The organism is Candidatus Njordibacter sp. Uisw_058 (genome assembly GCF_047730065.1).
In the GTDB taxonomy this organism is placed as follows: domain Bacteria; phylum Pseudomonadota; class Gammaproteobacteria; order Pseudomonadales; family Balneatricaceae; genus Njordibacter.
In genome coordinates, this window is the sequence record NZ_CP159829.1 from 1,346,464 (window position 1) to 1,366,023 (window position 19,560).

The 19,560-nt window shown below is 45.6% G+C and carries 18 protein-coding genes; 11 read left to right on the plus strand and 7 right to left on the minus strand.

Going from position 1 to position 19,560, the window contains the following annotated elements:
- On the plus strand, positions 1-867 hold the full coding sequence (locus ABXT59_RS06245; RefSeq protein WP_443638341.1) for a DMT family transporter: 867 nt from the start codon (positions 1-3) through the stop codon (positions 865-867).
- Here the strand turns inward: ABXT59_RS06245 and ABXT59_RS06250 are convergent.
- From ABXT59_RS06250 to ABXT59_RS06275, 6 genes are all read right to left on the minus strand, one after another.
- Complete coding sequence (locus ABXT59_RS06250) at positions 851-1,666, minus strand: class I SAM-dependent methyltransferase (protein WP_443638342.1); 816 nt, start codon at positions 1,664-1,666, stop codon at positions 851-853. The genes ABXT59_RS06245 and ABXT59_RS06250 overlap by 17 nt on opposite strands.
- Positions 1,667-1,981: 315 nt before the next feature.
- Positions 1,982-2,749: a tryptophan synthase subunit alpha gene (gene trpA, locus ABXT59_RS06255; protein WP_443638343.1), complete on the minus strand. Its 768-nt coding sequence runs from the start codon at positions 2,747-2,749 to the stop codon at positions 1,982-1,984.
- Entirely contained in the window at positions 2,749-4,008 is a 1,260-nt protein-coding gene (trpB, locus tag ABXT59_RS06260) for a tryptophan synthase subunit beta (protein ID WP_443638344.1), read from the minus strand. The genes trpA and trpB overlap by 1 nt, the downstream gene beginning before the upstream one ends.
- A gap of 173 nt (positions 4,009-4,181) precedes the next feature.
- Positions 4,182-6,146: an acetoacetate--CoA ligase gene (locus ABXT59_RS06265; RefSeq protein WP_443638345.1), complete on the minus strand. Its 1,965-nt coding sequence runs from the start codon at positions 6,144-6,146 to the stop codon at positions 4,182-4,184.
- A gap of 134 nt (positions 6,147-6,280) precedes the next feature.
- Positions 6,281-7,198 carry a hydroxymethylglutaryl-CoA lyase gene (locus ABXT59_RS06270; RefSeq protein WP_443638346.1) on the minus strand — a complete coding sequence of 306 codons (918 nt, stop codon included), beginning with the start codon at positions 7,196-7,198 and terminating at the stop codon, positions 6,281-6,283.
- A 174-nt stretch (positions 7,199-7,372) separates the two neighbouring features.
- Positions 7,373-7,759, minus strand: a complete 387-nt coding sequence (locus tag ABXT59_RS06275; RefSeq protein WP_443638347.1) for a MerR family transcriptional regulator — start codon at positions 7,757-7,759, stop codon at positions 7,373-7,375.
- A 107-nt stretch (positions 7,760-7,866) separates the two neighbouring features.
- On the opposite strand from ABXT59_RS06275, the gene ABXT59_RS06280 reads away from it, so the two are divergent.
- The 7 genes from ABXT59_RS06280 (at position 7,867) to ABXT59_RS06310 (ending at position 16,151) form a co-directional block, all read left to right on the plus strand.
- Entirely contained in the window at positions 7,867-9,045 is a 1,179-nt protein-coding gene (locus tag ABXT59_RS06280; RefSeq protein WP_443638568.1) for an acetyl-CoA C-acyltransferase, read from the plus strand.
- Positions 9,046-9,091: 46 nt separating this feature from the next.
- The gene (locus ABXT59_RS06285; RefSeq protein ID WP_443638348.1) at positions 9,092-10,249 is read left to right on the plus strand and encodes an acyl-CoA dehydrogenase family protein; all 1,158 of its coding nucleotides are present in this window, start codon (positions 9,092-9,094) and stop codon (positions 10,247-10,249) included.
- A gap of 43 nt (positions 10,250-10,292) precedes the next feature.
- Positions 10,293-11,069 carry an enoyl-CoA hydratase gene (locus ABXT59_RS06290; RefSeq protein ID WP_443638349.1) on the plus strand — a complete coding sequence of 259 codons (777 nt, stop codon included), beginning with the start codon at positions 10,293-10,295 and terminating at the stop codon, positions 11,067-11,069.
- On the plus strand, positions 11,069-12,178 hold the full coding sequence (locus tag ABXT59_RS06295; protein ID WP_443638350.1) for an enoyl-CoA hydratase/isomerase family protein: 1,110 nt from the start codon (positions 11,069-11,071) through the stop codon (positions 12,176-12,178). The genes ABXT59_RS06290 and ABXT59_RS06295 overlap by 1 nt, the downstream gene beginning before the upstream one ends.
- 41 nt (positions 12,179-12,219) lie before the next feature.
- Positions 12,220-13,125 carry a 3-hydroxyisobutyrate dehydrogenase gene (mmsB, locus tag ABXT59_RS06300; RefSeq protein WP_443638351.1) on the plus strand — a complete coding sequence of 302 codons (906 nt, stop codon included), beginning with the start codon at positions 12,220-12,222 and terminating at the stop codon, positions 13,123-13,125.
- Positions 13,126-13,732: 607 nt separating this feature from the next.
- Positions 13,733-14,911: an acyl-CoA dehydrogenase gene (locus tag ABXT59_RS06305; RefSeq protein WP_443638352.1), complete on the plus strand. Its 1,179-nt coding sequence runs from the start codon at positions 13,733-13,735 to the stop codon at positions 14,909-14,911.
- A gap of 10 nt (positions 14,912-14,921) precedes the next feature.
- Positions 14,922-16,151, plus strand: coding sequence for a CaiB/BaiF CoA transferase family protein (locus ABXT59_RS06310; protein WP_443638353.1), 1,230 nt, complete (start codon positions 14,922-14,924; stop codon positions 16,149-16,151).
- A 111-nt stretch (positions 16,152-16,262) separates the two neighbouring features.
- On the opposite strand, the gene ppnN is transcribed toward ABXT59_RS06310, so the two are convergent.
- A complete protein-coding gene (ppnN, locus tag ABXT59_RS06315; protein ID WP_443638354.1) occupies positions 16,263-17,621 on the minus strand; it encodes a nucleotide 5'-monophosphate nucleosidase PpnN in 1,359 nt (452 codons plus the stop codon).
- A 160-nt stretch (positions 17,622-17,781) separates the two neighbouring features.
- On the opposite strand from ppnN, the gene ABXT59_RS06320 reads away from it, so the two are divergent.
- From ABXT59_RS06320 to rpmF, 3 genes are all read left to right on the plus strand, one after another.
- The gene (locus ABXT59_RS06320; RefSeq protein ID WP_443638355.1) at positions 17,782-18,726 is read left to right on the plus strand and encodes a S49 family peptidase; all 945 of its coding nucleotides are present in this window, start codon (positions 17,782-17,784) and stop codon (positions 18,724-18,726) included.
- Between the two features lie 120 nt (positions 18,727-18,846).
- Positions 18,847-19,356, plus strand: a complete 510-nt coding sequence (locus tag ABXT59_RS06325) for a YceD family protein (protein ID WP_443638356.1) — start codon at positions 18,847-18,849, stop codon at positions 19,354-19,356.
- A 24-nt stretch (positions 19,357-19,380) separates the two neighbouring features.
- Positions 19,381-19,560, plus strand: a complete 180-nt coding sequence (gene rpmF / locus ABXT59_RS06330; protein ID WP_443638357.1) for a 50S ribosomal protein L32 — start codon at positions 19,381-19,383, stop codon at positions 19,558-19,560.

A 19,560-nucleotide genomic window follows, 5' to 3' on the forward strand; every position in this document is an offset into this window, starting at 1 on the left:
ATGCGCGCTATAGTTTGGATGTCTGGGGCTATTTTTTCCTTTTGCCTCATGGCCATTTCTGCACGAGAGCTAGACGGATTAATTGATAAGTTTGAGTTGCTGGCCATCCGTAGTATGGTGGGTTTAGTGCTACTAGTGATCATTATGAACGTGATCAAACGCCCAAGATTGATGTTCACTCAGCGCACTAAAACACATGTTTGGCGTAACCTATTTCACTTTGTTGGCCAGTTTAGCTGGCTTGTTGGCATTGGCATATTACCTTTGGCCGAAGTGTTTGCTATTGAATTTACTGTGCCTCTTTGGGTGTTAATTATTGCTGCTATATTTTTGGGTGAGCGCATTACTGGCCGCAAGTTTGCTGCTGTGGCATTGGGTTTAATCGGTGTGGCAATCATTGTTAAACCGGGTGTAGAGATTCTAGATAGTGGTGCGATCATCATGCTCATTGCCGCCTTGTGCTTTGCTTTAACCTTTATCTTTAATAAGTCGCTATTACGCACTGAACATCCACTAACTGTGGTGTTTTATATGACCTTGATACAATTGCCTCTTGGGGCATTAATGGCAGGCGCCGACTGGACCATGCCCGAACCTTGGATGTGGCCTTGGGTCATGGCGGTGGCATTGACGGGCTTAGCAGCCCATTACTGCATCTCTAAATCTATGCAACTGGCCGATGTGAGTGTAGTTATTAGCCTCGACTTTTTGCGCCTGCCCATCATCGCCATTATTGGCGTGTTAATGTATGGCGAAACTTTTGATGTGGCAGTGATTGCAGGCGGGGCGCTGATGTTAGTGGCCAACCTAATCAACCACTGGCATCCCAAAAAGCAGCTAGATGCCGATATCAAAACGATGCTTTAACCAATGAAGCGCTGACAATTTGTAACCGACCTTGCTGCAAGTTACGCAGCATGTTAGCGCTCATCATACCTGCCGTGGGACCCAGAGCAATATTGGGAGTGAAAGGTGGTGGAGGTGGCTGATTTCGAGTCTTATGCAACCATTCCAATGCGTCCATTGTGTTGTCCTCAAACTTAATTAGGTTAAAGCCGATTGCATGGGCTAGTTGCATAAAACTTGGCCAATGGCTTAGGTGGCTGTGATCGTATTGATCAGCCCAAGGGGTAGGGTAATCCACACTAGTTTGCGTACAGTCTTGTGCCAACATCACTTCGTGCAGTAACAAGCAGCCCTCAGCTTTTAACACTTTGTGCACAGCGGCCAATAAAACAGCCTTTTGGGCAATGTTCATGCTGGCGTGTTGGCTCACCGCAAAGTCAAAACGATTCTCAGCAAAGGGTAGAGCCAAACTATTGCCCACCACAAAGTGGCAATCAGATAGTGCAGGTAAGTGGCTATTAAGCAACTGTGCCGCCTGAATATAATCGTTATTAAGGTCTAAACCAACCATAGAGCAGCCATGATTAACTGCCAAATAACGGCTGGTGCCACCCAAACCACAACCTATTTCTAAGCCACGTGTAGCGTTCAAGGGCAGCCATCGCGCCAGAGCCTTAGAAGCCTCAAGCCCCCCTAAATGTAGTTGATCAATACCTGCAAAATCAGACGCTTGCCAGACTTTTGGCCCCGCTTCTTTTAGCAGGTTTGCCAATCTCTTAGTCAAGGGTTGATGATTACGTATGAGGGAGGTTGAGTTCATTAAAGGGTCTGATCATTAGAAGTTTAAGCCAAGTATTAAGCCATTGTAAGTCTTAAAAAACTAACTTTAACATCCTTTAGGCATAACAGTTAACACCCTTTAGATCTAACATTTAAGACACTGACTCGTTCCTTATGATGGCTCAAGGGTAGTGCAAGAGGTGTGATATTTTTTTAAGGAGAAAGCAAGATTGTTACCGTTTGCAAACGCTAAGGTACCCGCTCTACTGAGGACCAAAGCAAATCAAACCGTCTTAATAGATTAAACCACGACGCCGATCTAACAGGCGTCGGATAGTTATTGGGGTCAATCAACTTACGCCATAAGGTCTTTAAAGAAGGTCTTCAGGCCAGCAGCACCCGAGGCTTCCCATATTTTTAATGCGGCGGTGCCAATAATGGCTAGGTCAGCGGAGCCTCGTAACGCATCTAGGTCGGCTTTACTGCTAATACCAAAGCCCACGCCAATGGGTACGCTGGTGTGTTGACGGCAACGTGCTACTAAGCTGGTGACGTCGTCGCCCATGTTGGTTTTAGAGCCAGTTACGCCTCTTCGAGCCACTACATACACCATGCCTCGGCTTGCAGCACCCAATTGTGATAGGCGTTTTTCACTGCTGGTAGGCGTCATTAAAATAATGGGTTCAATGCCGGCTTCTGCCGATAAGCGGTGAAGGTTGTCTGACTCTTCTACCGGCAAATCGGGTAAAATGTAACCCACGCCACCCGCCTCTTGAATGCGTTTGACGAAAACGTCTTCACCCATTTTAAAGGCGGTGTTGTAGTAACCCATCATTAAAATTTTAAACGCAAAGCGCTCGCTTGCCAGTTTCATAAATTCAAAACACTGATCTACCGTTGTGCCTGCCTTGAGCGACTGCTCGTTAGCTTTAACAAACAAGGGGCCATCGGCACTGGGTTCTGAGAAGGGGAATTGTAGTTCCACTAGATCAACACCGGCCTCTGCCATGATCTCTAAGGCTTCCATGTTGGCTGCAAAACTTGGGTAGCCACACACCACATGGGCCATCACTAGCAGGTCTTTACTTTGCTTGCGCTGTTCAATATAGGTTTGTAAGCCCATTACATACCCTCCGTACGATATTGCTGGGCCTTACCATCAATAAAGGCTTTCCACTTGGCATCACCTAGGGCATCGGCAATAGTAAAGATGTCCTTGTCACCACGGCCAGATTGATTAATTAAAATCACCTCATCTTTGCCCATAGTGGGGGCTTCTGCAATGGCCGTCACAAATGCATGGGTGCTCTCTAGGGCAGGAATTAAACCTTCGGTGCGCATCGTAAGCTTGAGGGCTTCTTTCACTTCAACATCAGTGGCCGCTTCAAAGCGAACTTTACCTTGCTCCCAGAGGTAGGAGAAAATGGGGTTAATGCCAATGTAATCGAGTCCTGCGGCTACTGAATGGGTTTCATTCATATTGCCTTCGTCGTTCTGCAAGAAATAGGTCTTGTAGCCCTGGGCTACGCCCACAGACGCATCGTCGTACGCTAGGCGTGCCGAGTGCATGTAAGACCCCACACCCTCACCACCGGCTTCACAGCCAATGAGTTCTACGTTTTCATCATCAAAAAAGCCTTGGAATATACCCATGGCGTTAGAACCACCGCCCACACAGGCATAAACCCGGTCAGGCAGTTTGCCGGCTTGTTTAATAATTTGTTCACGGGCTTCTATGCCGATCACCGATTGGAACCAACTCACCATTTCTGGGAAGGGGTGAGGCCCGCAAGCGGTACCTAAAATATAGTGGGTATCGGCCATGTTTGTGACCCAGTCACGCATGCATGAGTTGACCGCATCTTTGAGGGTTTTTTGCCCATCTTCTACGGCAATCACTTCAGCACCTAGATTCTCCATCCAAAATACATTGGGCCTTTGGCGTGCAACATCCACAGAACCCATATAAATTTTGCAGTCGTAGCCAAACTTAGCGGCCATAGTGGCGGTAGCAAAACCATGTTGACCCGCACCCGTTTCTGCAATTACGCGGCGTTTACCTAAACGCTGGCAGAGAAGGCCCTGACCCATAACATTATTAATTTTGTGAGAGCCCGTATGATTTAAATCATCACGCTTCACATAAATTTGTGCACCACCGAGTTTACGCGATAGGTTCTCTAAGTGCGTAATGGGTGTGGGCCGACCTGAATAGTTTTGAAGTAAGGCAATGTAATCTTGCCAAAACTTGGGGTCTTTCTTACACTCACGAAAACAAACAAGCAACTCTTCTATGGTTGCATGCAAAATTTCTGGTAGGAAAACACCACCATACTCTCCATAGTAGCCTTCTTTACCATTGGAGAAATCAAAGATATCCATTTAATAGCCTCAGCAGTTTAGGGCAGTAAAGGTGTTACCGCCCGCAGTTCAAGAAAAGATAGGATCATATGTTATCGAGTAAATTAACTAGGCACAACAGCCACAAGGGTGTCATTTGTAAAGACTAGGTAATAGTTTCCCTATGTCATCAAAGATTGCTTGATTTACACATTTTAATCGCAAGCTAGCGCCGGTAGACCAACAAATAAATCCAATGCTTCAGGATTAGCTAAAGCATCCATATTTTTCACGGCTTCACCATGAATGACCTTACACACAGCAAGTTCAACAATTTTTCCACTAATGGTACGAGGAATAGCTGCCACCTGAATAACCTTTGCAGGCACATGCCTTGGAGTGGTGTTGGTGCGTATTTTTTGTTTAATTTGGGTGATAACGGCGTCCGTTAGTAAGGCATTTTCACGCAGTACCACAAATAAAATAACCCGCACATCGTCCTGCCAACTTTGCCCCACAACAATGCTCTCTAGCACCACTTCAATAGTTTCAACTTGGCGGTATATTTCTGCCGTACCAATGCGCACTCCACCTGGGTTCAACACCGCATCTGAACGGCCATGAATAATAATACCCCCGTGTTGGGTTATTTCACCATAATCACCTTGGGCCCAAGTTCGATCAAACTGGCTGAAATAGGCCTGCTTGTATTTTTCCTGTTGAGGGTCATCCCAAAAGTAAATGGGCATGGCGGGAAAGCTACTTGCACACACTAATTCGCCTTTTAACTGAGTAATGGATTGACCTGCGTCATTAAAAATTTGCACGTCCATACCTAGGCCTGCACATTGCAACTCGCCCCTGTAAACTGGCAGTATGGGGCAACCTAGAGCAAAGCAGGACACAATGTCGGTGCCGCCAGAAATGGAACACAGCATGACGTCAGTCTTTACCTGTTGGTAAACGTAGTCAAAGCTTTCGTGGGACAAAGGTGAACCTGTAGACAAGATACTTTTGAGGGCTCTTAAATCATGGCTTTGTATGGGCTTTTGGCCTATTTTTTCTAATGCGGCGATGTACTTAGCACTGGTGCCAAAAATACTCACAGCTTCATTTTGAGCCATATCCATGAGAATGCTTGGGGTTTTAAAGGGTGAGCCATCATACAAAATCACACTGCAGCCTAAGGCAAGCCCACTGACGAGCCAGTTCCACATCATCCACCCACAGGTGGTGTAATAAAATAGTACGTCATCACGGCTCACATTGGTATGCAAGAGGTGTTCTTTGTTGTGTTGCAGCAAAGTGCCACCCACACTATGAACAATGCACTTAGGTACGCCCGTTGTGCCGGATGAATACATGATGTAGAGCGGATCACTGAAGTTACAATCCACAAAATCAATTTCGCTGGTAGAGGCGTCAACAAAATCGTCCCAATGCATGGCTTTGTTGGGCACTATGGCATTTAAGGCAGACAAATCGACCTTGGTGCCAATGTGGTCAGACACCACAATGGCTTCAATGCTATCCAGTTGTTTGGCAATACTGGCGACCCGTTCTAAAGAATTGAGTCTTTTGCCATTGTAAAGGTAGCCATCAGTGGTAAACAAAATGCGTGGCTTGATCTGTCCAAATCGATCTAGCACCCCATTAATACCAAAGTCAGGAGAACAAGAACTCCAAACAGCACCCAAACTGGCAGTGGCAAGCATGGCTGCTACGGCATCAATGACATTAGGCATAAAGCCAGCAATGCGATCACCTGGTTTAATGTTATAGGCCTTAAGCCCCGCGGTGAGTTGTGCTACGCGGGTATATAATTGGGCATAACTAATTTGATGTCGATGGCCGTCTTCACCACAAAAAACCAGCGCTGTTTGCTCATCTTTATATTTTAATAAGTTGGCTGCAAAATTAAGTTTTGCTTGAGGGAACCACTGGGCGCCTGGCATAAGATCGTCATCAGAGACAATACAATCACCTTTTTTGCTGGCCACTATACCGACCGTGTCCCATAAATCACTCCAAAAATGATGCTTTTGTTGAATGCTCCACTGGTGCAAATCGGTGTAAGTTTGCAGAGTTAACCCATGTTTAGCATTGGTATGCTGCATAAACTGCCATATGTGGGTTGATTCAATATGGGTTTGACTGGGTTGCCATAAGGCAGGTTTCATGGGGTGTCCTTGGATTCAATTAACTTATCATCGTACATTTTAGTAGAGAAATTACCGATTTCGTTAGTTTATTTTATGCCTAGCGGTTAATAGTGTGGCTATTGCACAGCACCACTATTTCATAGCACCACGAATTAATAGTTCTGTTGATATAAAGCAATGCCCGCTTTGGCCCCGTTAGGACGGCCTAATAGTCGGCTAATATCATGACCCACTTTAATCAGACGATCTAGAGCCACATCGGTTTTAATATTAAGCCCATGCAGTAAATAAACAAGGTCTTCAGTAGCTAGGTTGCCACTGGCTCCCTTGGCATAAGGGCAGCCACCAAGGCCAGCTACAGAACTGTCAAAGGTGCTCACGCCCGCTTGTAATAACACCAAAACATTGGCTAAGGCTTGACCATAGGTATCATGGCAATGACCTGCCAGTTGAGATACAGGCACTGAGTTTTGCACTGCATCTAGCATATGTAACATGCGCGCAGGCGTAGCGGTGCCAATGGTGTCCCCCAAAGAAATTTCGTAGCAGCCCATCTGTTGCAGTTGATGAGCGACCTGAGCCACGACATGGGGCTTAACGGCACCTTCATAAGGGCAGTCAATAACAACAGACACATAGCCGCGCACTTTAATTCCGGCTTCTAAAGCCATTTTTACGAGGGGTTCAAAACGCCCTAAGCCCTCCGCCATGGAGCAATTGGTGTTGCGTTGACTAAAACTCTCTGTGGCAGCCGCAAATACTGCAACTTCATTAACACCAGCTTTTAATGCTCGCTCTAGACCTTTTAAATTGGGTGTTAAGGCACTGTAGGAAACGTGAGAAAGACGTTTTACTTGAGCCAATACCTCACTACTGTTAGCCATTTGTGGTACCCATTTAGGGTGGACAAAAGCGGCAGCCTCAATGTGGCGCAAGCCTGTGGCTGCAAGCTGGTTAATTAAGTTGGCTTTAACGTTGGCGCTCAACATGTGGCCAGCCTCATTTTGCAACCCATCACGGGGCCCCACTTCTACAATTTTAACGTATTTAGGTATTAATGTTAGGGACATGTTTACGGGTCTAGTATCTGTATTTAATGCAATTGTACATGATTGTGTAAATCTGCTCACTAGTAAACACTTGGGCGAAAAGAATAGAAATGAAACAGATTATTGGCGCGATATAAACTTTAGTAACAACTCCAGTTTAAAGATTTATGTGAGTGGCTCATCGTGGGCTAATATTTATATAGACTGAATAGAAAGTGCCTTTTTACAGCGTTTTTCGGCCTCATCAAGTTCTTTTTTCAAGGCACTAATATCCAGCATTTGTTGCTCTAAAGCGGCTTTTCTAAGTTTAATTTTGTCAATAAAGGCTAATAACTGTTGGTCATTATTGCTGGCAGATGAATCGTACATGTCCAAAATTTGACGAATTTCAGCTAACGAAAGCCCCAATCGTTTGCCTCGGCAAATAAGCTTGAGCCAAGTTCTGTCATGACTTGAGTAGATGCGCTTTTGGCCATCACGTTCAGGGGACAATAAGCCTTGGTCTTCGTAAAATCGAATACTCCGCGTCGTGATGGCAAACTCTTTCGACAATTGGCTAATTGTGAATTGATGGGTTGGCATGGATAATGCCCAATCGTTTCATTGAAAAACATATTTTGATTGACGTTAACGTAAAGGTCAATCAATATGTTTACCTTATTACATGTGCTGTATTGGAGCCCTACAAAATGAGTCAAAAAGTTTATATTGTTGCTGGAAGTCGAACACCTATGGGAGGGCTTGACGGCAGCCTTGCGAGCCAAACTGCATCACAACTTGGTGCCGTAGCGATAACGGGTGCCTTGACTCGGTCCAAAGTCCTTCCGACACAAGTTAATGAAGTTTATATGGGCTGTGTGCTGGCTGCAGGCCAAGGTCAGGCTCCAGCGCGGCAAGCCACCCTTGGAGCGGGGCTTCCCAAAAGTACGCCATGTACAACAGTCAACAAAATGTGTGGCTCGGGTATGCAGACCACCATTATGGGCTACAACGCTATCAGAGCAGGGTCTGCAGATATTATGGTATGTGGGGGTATGGAAAGTATGACTAACGCGCCCTATTTATTGCCCAAAGTGAGGCAGGGCATGCGCATGGGCCATGGGCAAATGTTAGACCATATGTTTCTAGATGGTTTAGAAGACGCCTACGAGGGCGGGTTAATGGGCAGCTTTGCTCAAACCACAGCTGATGCATTTGGTTTAAGCCGCAAAGCCATGGATGATTTTGCCATTTATTCCTTGTCAAAAGCTAACTCGGCTATCGCCGATGGGGTTTTAGAAAGTGAAATTGAAGCTGTTGAAATAACCACTCGCAAGGGTAAGGTAACAGTCACTACTGATGAACAACCGGGTCAAGCCCGCATTGATAAAATTCCACAGTTGCGAGCAGCCTTTAAGAAAGAAGGCACCATTACTGCAGCTAATGCCAGTTCTATTTCTGATGGAGCGTCGGCACTAGTGCTCGCCAGTGAAACGGCAGTGGCTAAAAATAACTTAACCCCTGCAGCGCACATAGTGGGCGTGCAAAGCTTCGCACGAGAGCCGAGCGATTTTACCCTTGCACCCATTGGAGCAGTACAGGGTTTGTTAAAAAGCATAGACTGGCAGGTAAAAGATGTGGATCTGTTTGAAATTAATGAAGCTTTTGCCATGGTCACTATGTTGGCGACAAAGGAATTGGGCTTAGACAGCAGTAAAGTGAATATTTATGGGGGTGCTTGTGCGCAGGGACACCCTATTGGATCTACGGGCTCTCGTATTATTGTGACCTTAATGACCGCGTTAAAAAACCAAGGCCTTAAACGAGGTGTGGCTGCTTTATGTATTGGTGGCGGTGAAGCCACGGCAGTCGCGATAGAACTGGTGTAGTTACACTCACTGCATGGCAGGCGAAGGCATTTAATGAGTATTCATTATGAACTTTAATTTAAATGAAGACCAATTAGCTTATGTGGAATTGGCTCAACAGTTTTCTGTTAACGAGTTGGCCCCCCATGCGGCGCGCTGGGATGCTGAGGCTATTTTTCCCATAAGCACGTTAAAGCAAGCGGGTGAGTTAGGTTTTTGTGGATTATACAGTGACCCAACTATAGGTGGTTTAGGTCTTTCTCGATTAGATACGGCGCTCATTTTTGAGCAGTTAGCCATGGGGTGCACCACCACCACTGCTATGTTGACCATACATAATATGGCCACTTGGATGGTGTCTAGTTATGCAACTAATGCAACTAAGACTGCCTATGGGCCTAAGCTCACCCGTGGCGAACTATTAGCATCCTACTGCCTGACTGAACCTAATGCAGGCTCTAATGCGGCAGCCCTTGCTACTAAGGCGGTTAATACTGGAACAGAGTATGTTTTGACGGGTAATAAAGTATTCATTTCTGGGGCTGGGGAAACTGATGTTTTGGTGGTTATGGCCAGAACGGGTGAGGCTGGGGCGAATGGTGTATCAGCCTTTGTGGTTGATGCAACCTCTGAGGGCATTAGTTTTGGCCGCAAGGAACACAAAATGGGGTGGAACGCGCAACCTACCCGAGCCATTAATTTTGATCAGGTGCAAGTGCCACTAGACAATTTGTTAGGCCAAGAGGGTGATGGATTTGCCATGGCCATGCAAGGCTTAGATGGGGGTCGTATCAATATTGCAACTGTGGGTGTAGGTACCGCTCAACAGGCTCTTAATGATGCTTTGGCTTACGTTCAACAACGCCAGCAATTTGGCAAACCAATTGCAGCTTTTCAAGGCCTACAATTTAAGCTTGCAGACATGAATACAGAGCTCGTTGCTGCGCGCCAAATGGTGCGTTTGGCAGCTTTTAAGCTCGACAACAAAGATGCTGATGCCACCACTTACTGTGCCATGGCAAAGCGCTTTGCCACCGATATAGGTTATCAAGTATGTGACGAAGCCCTACAATGCTTTGGTGGTTATGGTTACATGAAGGAATATCCTATGGAGCGCTATCTGCGCGACTCACGAGTCCATCGGATTTTAGAAGGCACCAATGATATTATGCGGGTCATTATTGCAAGGCGCATGTTAGCGAATGATGCGCAGCCTATTTTATAACGGCTTTATTAATTAACTGTTTTTTTGATTAACGGATTTCATTATGCATGCATGTATTCCTTTTACCATTAAAGGTCATGTGGCTGTCATTACTATGAGCAATGCTCCAGCTAACACATGGACCCACGACAGCCTAGATAGTTTGGCTGACCTGATTCTTGACTTTAATCAGGATAAAAACATATACAGCCTAGTCATAACTGGTGCGGGTGAGAAGTTTTTTTCTGCTGGGGCTGATCTTAAACTGTTTGCCGACGGTGACAAACAAACGGCAGTTCTCATGGCCACCGCTTTTGGGCGTGCTTTTGAGGCGCTCAGTCAATTTAGGGGCCTTAGCATAGCCGCCATTAATGGTTACGCCATGGGTGGAGGCTTAGAAGTCGCTTTAGCCTGTGATTTACGCATTGCCGAAAGCCAAGCTCAAATGGCTCTGCCTGAGGCGGCTGTGGGCTTGTTACCCTGCGCGGGTGGCACGCAAAACTTAGCATGGCTAGTAGGAGAGGGCTGGGCTAAGCGTATGATTCTATGTGGCGAAAGAGTGAGTGCACAACAAGCCCTCGATATTGGTTTAGTGGAAGCCGTAGTTGAATCAGGCCAAGCCTTAAAGCAGGCTCTGTTATGGGCACAAAAATCTGAACAACAAAGCCCCACAAGTGTGGCGGCCTGCAAGCGTTTAATTCAAAACGCACGCAGCCATCCCATGATGGCGGGTATGGCTTGTGAACGGGATGAGTTTGTTAATTTGTTTAACAGCAATGACCAAAAAGAGGGTGTGCGAGCCTTTTTAGAAAAACGTCAACCTCAATGGACTAATTCATAATGATAACAGAGATAAATTCAGGGCCATTGTTGGTGCAGGCTCACGCCACTATGGCTGGTCAGCTAGTCATTGAAGTCACACTCAACGCACCTGAGGCGCTCAATGCCCTTAATGTTGCAATGGTCGATTTGTTGCTAGAGCATGTGCCTGTGTGGGAAGCCGATGACACAGTCATTGCTATCATTATGCGTGGTTCAGGCAGCAAGTCCTTTTGTGCTGGGGGTGATGTGAGGCATTTGTATCATCAAATTAAACAGGGCGATTGGCATATTGGTGAAACTTTTTTTAATCATGAATATCACCTTGATTTAATGCTCCATAAATTATCTACACCACTTTTAGTGTGGGGTAGTGGCTATGCCATTGGTGGGGGCATGGGATTATTACAAGCTGCAGCCATTCGCATTGGCACGCACTCAAGTCGCTTAGCCATGCCAGAGGTAACTATCGGGTTATTTCCAGATGTTGGTGCTAGCTATTTTTTACGTCAAGTGCCAGATGATCTGGGTTTGTTTTTAGGACTTACAGGGGTCATGTTAAATGGCAACGATGCTCGCCAGTTGGGTTTATTAGATGCTTTATTGGGTGATAATGATTATCAGCAGTTGATGCAAGCCTTGGTAAACTTACCTGCCCAATCGCAATCTGACACCCTAAGCAAGGCGCAAAGCCTTATTCAAGGCATGGAATCTAAGGCGGCTAGTGAAGTTCAAACCTCTGATTTAGATAGCCATCGTCACTATATTATTGAGGCCTTGCAGCAGCCAGACCTTGCCAGCATTGTGGCTAGCTTAGGCTTATTAAAAGGGCGAGGCAAATGGTTAGACAAAGCCATACGCACCATGGAGCATGGTTCTCCCACTAGTTTACATCTGATTTATCGAGCGTTTAATATGAATTTCACTACTGTTGATGATGCCTTGTTGCAGGAATACGTTCTGGCGGTTAACGCCACCCGTTTGGGGGAATTCAAAGAGGGTGTTAGGGCGTTATTAATTGATAAAGATCGAACACCTAATTGGCGTTATACCAGTGTTGAGACTACGCCTAAAGCATGGATTGATCAGTTTTTTAGTACTGACGATATGGTGCCAGCCCAATTTCTGTAATCATGTTAACCGTGAATTGACTTAATAATAGGACAATAAAAATGACAAAAATCGCGTTTATAGGGCTGGGAAATATGGGTGGCCCAATGGCGGCTAATCTACTCAAGGCTGGGCACTTAGTGACGGCCTTTGATTTAGTTCAAGTCGCATTGGACGAGTTTGTTAAATTGGGTGGTGTTGCTGCTAGTTCAGCTTCTGAAGCGGTGATTGGAGCCGAAGTCGTGATTAGCATGTTACCTGCAGGCCAACATGTGGCGGGGCTATATCTAGGCGATGAACGCAGGCAAGATGGACTTTTAAAATTGCTAGCTAAGAACTCCTTAGTTATTGACTCTAGTACTATTGATGCACAAACATCGCGCCAGGTAGGGGCTGCAGCCCAAAAACTTGGTATTTCTTTCATTGACGCCCCTGTTTCAGGGGGCACAGCGGGGGCCAAAGCGGGTACCCTAAGTTTTATCGTAGGTGGCGAAAAAGATGCCTTTGCACAGGCACAGTCCATACTTAAAGCTATGGGGGCCAACATCTTTCACGCAGGTGACGTCGGCTCTGGTCAAGTTGCTAAAATGTGTAATAACATGCTTTTGAGTGTGTTAATGGCTGGCACTGCTGAAGCTCTGCGCATGGGCATGGAAAACGGTCTAGATGCTGAGGTGTTATCAGACATTATGGTTAAAAGTTCGGGCAGAAACTGGGCTTTGGAAATTTATAATCCCGTGCCTGGAGTCATGGAAGGCACTCCGGCCAGCAAAGATTACCAAGGTGGTTTTATGGTGGACTTAATGAACAAAGACCTTGCTCTGGCCCTGGCAGCAGCAAAAGTCTCTGATTCCTCTGTGCCCATGGGCCAGCAAGCTTCCATGTTATTTAAAGCACACGGCGAGGCAGGTCATGGAGGGCTAGATTTCTCCAGTATTTATCAACACTATGCCAATAACAAGGTTTAACGTGATAAGTAATAAAGCTGGGCTAAGCCTCTATTTACCTGTCGCACACTAGTTAAACTTTAAAGGAAGGTGACTTATAAGGTTTACCTATAAAGGTTACATAAGATGATTAAATGAGAAAGTAAGACACACATTAATTAAGAAAAAATTAATAAAAAGTTAATAAAAATAATTTTATAAAATTAATGGTCTACACTTTTTACAGTAACCCTTTTGTGCCCAGTTGATCTGGGCTTTTTTATAGCTCAATTTTTAACAGTCCCCGTAGTTTGGGTACTCGTCTTTAAGATCTTTTCTTTAAGTAGAGGTCTTTTTAAGTATGATTTTTATTTTAGTCTCAAGCCTGCTCTATGTTGCAGTCATGCCCTTTGCTGTTAGTAGTTTGGCTACGCCAGATGTTGAGCCAAAACACGGTTACTTAAATTATAGGCATTATCTCTATTACCTTCATTACCTTCATTACCTCCATTACCTCCATTCAATAAATGGTTTGCGGCATCAGGTTTTATTATTCTGCATTAAAAAATATCGACATTATGAATTAATGGCGATATTATTATGAAAAGGCAAATAATATAGCCGCAATATATATTAACGGGATTTAATTATGGCAACGCGTACCGAATTTTCTTGGCAGGATCCTTTCTTTTTAGACCAGCAACTCACTTCTGAAGAGCGCATGATTCGAGATGCAGCTCGAGATTACTGTCAGGATGGTTTAGCCACCCGGGTATTGAAGGCTAGCCGCGAAGAGGTGTTTGATCGTGAGATTATGAACGAATTTGGAGCTTTGGGCTTATTAGGCGCTACCATCCCAGAAAAATATGGCTGTGCTGGTATTAATTACGTGAGTTATGGCCTAGTAGCGCGTGAAGTGGAGCGGGTAGACAGTGGCTACCGCTCAGCCATGAGCGTACAGTCATCTTTAGTAATGCACCCTATCCATGCCTATGGCACAGAAGAGCAGCGTATGAAGTACCTCCCTAAACTAGCCAGTGGTGAGTGGGTGGGGTGTTTTGGATTAACTGAACCTGATTCTGGTTCCGATCCAGCCAGTATGAGCACTCGTGCTGAGGCTGTTGATGGCGGTTACCGCTTGACGGGGGCAAAAATGTGGATTACTAACTCGCCTATCGCGGATGTGATGGTGGTGTGGGCGAAGTTAGATGATGTGATTCGTGGTTTTGTATTAGAACGTGGCATGGATGGTTTAACCACACCTAAGATCGAAGGCAAGTTTTCCTTGCGTGCCTCGGTGACAGGCGAAATAGTGATGGATCAGGTGTTTGTGCCAGAAGCCAATTTATTTCCTACCATTAAAGGCCTCGCAGGGCCTTTTGGTTGTTTGAATAAGGCCCGTTATGGTATTGCTTGGGGTGCTCTTGGGGCAGCTGAGTTTTGCTGGCATGCGGCGCGTCAATATACCTTAGATCGGAGTCAATTTGGTCGGCCATTAGCGGCCACTCAACTGGTGCAAAAGAAACTGGCTGATATGCAAACTGAGATTTCTATCGGTTTGCAGGGTTGTTTGCAAATGGGCCGTTTAATGGATGATGGCAACTGCCCTGTTGAACTCATTTCCTTAATGAAGCGAAATAATTGTGGCAAGTCTTTGGATGTAGCGCGTCAGTCTCGCGATATGCATGGAGGTAACGGGGTAAGCGATGAGTATGGTGTCATACGTCATGTCATGAACCTAGAGGCAGTGAACACTTATGAAGGCACTCACGATATTCATGCCTTGATATTAGGCCGTGCTCAAACGGGTATCCAAGCTTTTTACTAGGCCATCTACTATGACCATAACAACCCCATTGCAGGGCATTAAAGTGCTGGATATGAGCCGTGTGTTGGCAGGCCCGTGGGCAGGGCAAATGTTGGCAGATTTGGGTGCAGATGTAATTAAAGTGGAGCGGCCTGGCAAGGGCGATGATACCCGGGCTTGGGGACCACCCTATATGCCTGCTGCTGCAGGTTATGCAGTTGCTGATGCGACAGAGGCGGCTTATTTCCAATCAGCTAACCGAGGCAAGCGCTCTTTATGTGTGGACATAGCCACGCCTAAAGGCCAAGACTTAATTAAGCGGTTAGTGGCCCAAGCGGATGTGCTGATTGAGAATTTTAAAGTGGGCAGTTTGGCTAAGTATGGTTTAGATTTTGAGTGCTTAAACACCCTCAATCCGCGTTTGGTATATTGTTCCATTACTGGCTTTGGTCAAACGGGGCCCTATAAAGATCGCGCTGGTTATGACTTCATGATTCAGGCCATGGGGGGCTTAATGAGTGTTACGGGTAGTGAGGACGGTGAGCCTATGAAGGTGGGCGTGGCATTAGCGGATATCATGACGGGTTTATATGCCTCAAATGCCATTCAAGGCGCTCTGATCCATCAATTACGCACAGGGCAGGGGCAACACATAGATTTGGCCTTACTGGACGTGCAAGTGGCTAGTTTGGCTAACCAGGCGATGAACTACTTGGCGACTGGGCAAAACCCTAAGCGTCTTGGCAATGCTCACCCAAATATCGTGCCTTATCAAACGTTTGCTACGGCAGATGGGCACCTTATTTTGGCGGTGGGAAATGACAAACAATTTGAGCGATTTTGTAAGGTGGCTGGAGCGCAACAACTAGTTTTTGACCCTCGCTTCCAAACGAATGCGCTGCGGGTGGCTAATCGGACACTATTAATACCCAAGCTCATGCAGCTGTTAAAACAACAGGCAACTGATTGGTGGTTAACTGATCTCAATGCTGTGGGTGTGCCTTGTGGGCCAATATGTACCCTCAATGAGGTATTTAATAACCCACAGATTCAAGCTCGAGAAATGAAAATTGACTTAGACCACGAACAACTGGGCAAGGTGCCCAGTGTAGCTAACCCCATCAAACTTTCAGCCACCCCTTTGCAATATACCCAAGCTCCACCTATGTTAGGCCAGCATACCCAAGTGGTATTGCAGGATTGGTTGGCTATGACTGAGGCCGAATATACCGCTTTATTAAGCGCTCAGGTGATTGCTTAAAGCTAGCTTAGGTCATAGCTCAGTTACAGACCATGGCTGAGCCTTTTTTCCAAGGCTAGTTTTCCAAGGCTATTTTTCTAACAACGAGGCCTCGGTGTAGTCAATTAACTTCTAGCTAACTTGGTAGCAGGGTTTGTAATCTTGGCTACCTGGTAACTTCATGCGCTCTTGGGCGACAAAACTTTTCAGTAAGACATTAAGTTTGTCCAGCATTTCTGCTTCTGCTTTGAGTTGAAAGGGGCCATGTAATCGAATCTGTTCCAAACCGAAGGTCTTTACATTGCCCGCCACTATGCCGCTCATGGCTTTGCGTAAATTACTTGCTAAACTGGCAGTGGGTAGGTTGGCTGCGAGTTTCAGATTAGCCATGTTGCCATGGGTGGGAATAAAGGGGTGCTGGAAATCCTCCTCAATGTGCAACTGCCAGTTGTAATGGTAGGCATCACCTGCTTTTTGTCGGTGTTCTACCACCTCTTTCATATAGGCTTTGATAGCAATCGCCACAGCACTTGGGTTATCGATGATAATCTCATATTTGGCTTGGGCTTTAGCCCCCAAAGTGGCTCCAATAAAGGCATCGATTTGCTCAAAGTAGGCTTTCGCACTGGTCGGACCCGTAAATATCAAAGGCACCTTAAGTTCATCATTTTTTGGGTGAAGTAAAATGCCTAATAAATACAAAATTTCTTCTGCGGTGCCTACTCCCCCCGGAAACACAATAAATGCGTGACCCAGTCGCACAAACGCCTCAAGTCGTTTTTCAATATCAGGCATAATGATTAATTCGTTGACCATGGGGTTAGGTGACTCGGCGGCAATAATGCCTGGCTCGGTTAGACCGATGTAGCGATAATCATGGCGCCGTTGTTTAGCATTGGCGATGTGAGCGCCCTTCATGGGTCCTTTCATTGCTCCTGGGCCACAGCCAGTGCAAATGTCATACCCTCTTAACCCCAATTCATAACCCACTTTTTTGGTGTAATCGTACTCGATGGTGTTAATTGAGTGGCCACCCCAGCACACCACAATGCTGGGCTTGCGCCTTGGTGCGAGGGCCTGAGCGTGGCGTAGTATTTGAAATACTAAGGCGGTAAGTTCAGCGCCAGTGCGCAACTCTTCCTTATGCAGTAAATTATTACTCAGGTAGATAATATCGCGTAACACTGAATAGAGGTTTTCTTTGATGCCAAGAATAATTTCACCATCCACAAAGGCGCTAATGGGGGCATTGTTGAGTTGCAGCAGTACACCCCGGGTCTGGGGCACCACTTCAACGTCAAACTGTTGATTGCGTGCTAGCAAGGCCTCAATATCATCCTCTTCACTGCCACAATTAAGGATTGCAAGACAGCACTGTCTGAATAACTCATGCAGGCCTGTAGAGGCTGACTTATGGAGTTGACTGATTTCCTCCAAGGTGAGTATATCTAAGCTTCCTTGGGGCGATATGAGGGCGTCGATGGTGTGCATATAGATCCTTAGTTGTAATGGCGCTTTATTGATCGTGAGGATTAATGATAAAGCTTTGACGACTTAGCATAGCAGAGAAAAATACAAACGGAAGGGCTTTTAAAACAAACATTTGGGCCCATTAATATAATTACATTGATACATGCTAAAGGTCTAGCCCATGAGTGAAGATGCAAATAAACCAGAATGGCAGGTGATTGGCCAATTGGTCTCCAGTATTCAGGTGGAGCAACGACGCACTAGGCGCTGGGGTATCTTTTTTAAGAGTATTACCTTTATTTTTTTATTTAGCGTACTTGGCATAATTATGTCTGGTGATGATGGCGAATCTTTGTTGGAATCACAAGAACATGTGGCTGTGGTGGATGTGTTCGGACCTATAATGGCAGGATCTGAGGCCAGTGCAGAGCGCTTGCTACCGGCCTTAGCAGATGCTTTCGCAGCGCCTAATGCAAAAGCGGTGATGCTTAATATTAACAGTCCTGGGGGTAGTCCTGTGCAAGCGGGCATTTTGTTTGATGAATTGCAGTTGCTCAAGCAAGCTTATCCAAGCAAGCCTTTGTATGCTGTGATTGCAGATGTTGGGGCTTCAGGGGCTTATTATATTGCCGCAGTGGCCAATTACATTTATGCCGATAAAGCCAGTACGGTGGGTTCAATAGGGGTCATAGGTAGCGGTTTTGGCTTTGATCAATTAATAGACAAATTAGGCATTGAGCGACGCACATACACTGCCGGCGGCAATAAAGATTTTTTGGATCCTTTTTTACCAGAAAAAGCGACTCAAAAAATCATGTTTCAAAACTTACTGGATAACATTCATCAGCAGTTTATTACTCAGGTAGAAGTAGGTCGAGGAGGGCGCTTAGTGCATGATGAAGATCTTTATTCTGGGGTTGTTTGGCATGGAGAGCGTGCTCTAGAGCTAGGCTTAATTGATGGCCTAGGTAACTTACATAGTGTAGCGCGAGATGAAATTGGCGTGGCAAATGTGGTGTGGTATTCACCCGAACAATCGCCTTTGGAAGAAGTCATGGAGCAGTTAGGTGCACAAACAAAAACCGCCCTTGGTTGGGGTTTAAAGCAGAACTTAGTGATACACTAAATTTTTGATGAGCGTGATATTGACTTAGGTTTCACAAAAGGCATGATTAAACTGCATTTTTTTACTTTTGATGCTGTTTTTCTTTGACATAAGGACGTTAGATGCATATCATATCGCGCCATGTTTGACACAGAATTACCCCGTTTTTTAGACCCGCGCAAGCTGTGCGATGGCCAACAAACCATCACTGGAAAAGTAGAGTTATCAACCTTAACTGGTTTTTGTAGCTACCTTCAGTCGGATCAGGGTCAGGTCAGTGTGGAGTTACATTTTTCACGTGATAACGCGCATCGGCCCATTATTAAGGGTCATGCTGCGATAAAAAACGTACAAATTAGTTGTCAGCGCTGTTTAGATGCCATAGGCATTGATATAATAGGGGACATGAACGTAGGTATAGTGCTTAACGAAGAACAGGCCGAAAAACTTCCACATGAATATGACCCTTGGTTATTGGAAGATAAGAAGCTTGATATGCGTGAGTTGATAGACCACGAAATGATTTTGAACATACCCATTGTGGCTTACCATTCAGATTGTGCAGTAGCAACTGAATATGGCGACAAAGAAACCGCGCAGGAAAAGCCTAATCCTTTTGAGGGATTGCAGGCTTTACTGCAAAAAGATTAGTTTACCAATTAGGAGTTTTTAGTCATGGCTGTACAAAAGAGCAAAGTAACCCGTTCTAGGCGTGGACAGCGTCGTTCACATGATGCGTTGGAAGTCGCTACTCTTTCAGTAGATGCGACTACGGGTGAAACTCACCGTCGTCACCATGTAACTGCTGATGGCTTTTACAAAGGCCGTCAGGTAGTTAACCAAGACGCAGAGTAA

What these genes read in the sequence shown, in the direction of transcription:
- ABXT59_RS06245 (WP_443638341.1), top strand. Translation starts at nt 1, where the DNA reads ATGCGCGCTATAGTTTGGATGTCTGGGGCTATTTTTTCCTTTTGCCTC.
- ABXT59_RS06250 (WP_443638342.1), bottom strand. Translation starts at nt 1,666, where the DNA reads ATGAACTCAACCTCCCTCATACGTAATCATCAACCCTTGACTAAGAGA.
- trpA (WP_443638343.1), bottom strand. Translation starts at nt 2,749, where the DNA reads ATGGGCTTACAAACCTATATTGAACAGCGCAAGCAAAGTAAAGACCTG.
- trpB (WP_443638344.1), bottom strand. Translation starts at nt 4,008, where the DNA reads ATGGATATCTTTGATTTCTCCAATGGTAAAGAAGGCTACTATGGAGAG.
- ABXT59_RS06265 (WP_443638345.1), bottom strand. Translation starts at nt 6,146, where the DNA reads ATGAAACCTGCCTTATGGCAACCCAGTCAAACCCATATTGAATCAACC.
- ABXT59_RS06270 (WP_443638346.1), bottom strand. Translation starts at nt 7,198, where the DNA reads ATGTCCCTAACATTAATACCTAAATACGTTAAAATTGTAGAAGTGGGG.
- ABXT59_RS06275 (WP_443638347.1), bottom strand. Translation starts at nt 7,759, where the DNA reads ATGCCAACCCATCAATTCACAATTAGCCAATTGTCGAAAGAGTTTGCC.
- ABXT59_RS06280 (WP_443638568.1), top strand. Translation starts at nt 7,867, where the DNA reads ATGAGTCAAAAAGTTTATATTGTTGCTGGAAGTCGAACACCTATGGGA.
- ABXT59_RS06285 (WP_443638348.1), top strand. Translation starts at nt 9,092, where the DNA reads ATGAACTTTAATTTAAATGAAGACCAATTAGCTTATGTGGAATTGGCT.
- ABXT59_RS06290 (WP_443638349.1), top strand. Translation starts at nt 10,293, where the DNA reads ATGCATGCATGTATTCCTTTTACCATTAAAGGTCATGTGGCTGTCATT.
- ABXT59_RS06295 (WP_443638350.1), top strand. Translation starts at nt 11,069, where the DNA reads ATGATAACAGAGATAAATTCAGGGCCATTGTTGGTGCAGGCTCACGCC.
- mmsB (WP_443638351.1), top strand. Translation starts at nt 12,220, where the DNA reads ATGACAAAAATCGCGTTTATAGGGCTGGGAAATATGGGTGGCCCAATG.
- ABXT59_RS06305 (WP_443638352.1), top strand. Translation starts at nt 13,733, where the DNA reads ATGGCAACGCGTACCGAATTTTCTTGGCAGGATCCTTTCTTTTTAGAC.
- ABXT59_RS06310 (WP_443638353.1), top strand. Translation starts at nt 14,922, where the DNA reads ATGACCATAACAACCCCATTGCAGGGCATTAAAGTGCTGGATATGAGC.
- ppnN (WP_443638354.1), bottom strand. Translation starts at nt 17,621, where the DNA reads ATGCACACCATCGACGCCCTCATATCGCCCCAAGGAAGCTTAGATATA.
- ABXT59_RS06320 (WP_443638355.1), top strand. Translation starts at nt 17,782, where the DNA reads ATGAGTGAAGATGCAAATAAACCAGAATGGCAGGTGATTGGCCAATTG.
- ABXT59_RS06325 (WP_443638356.1), top strand. Translation starts at nt 18,847, where the DNA reads ATGTTTGACACAGAATTACCCCGTTTTTTAGACCCGCGCAAGCTGTGC.
- rpmF (WP_443638357.1), top strand. Translation starts at nt 19,381, where the DNA reads ATGGCTGTACAAAAGAGCAAAGTAACCCGTTCTAGGCGTGGACAGCGT.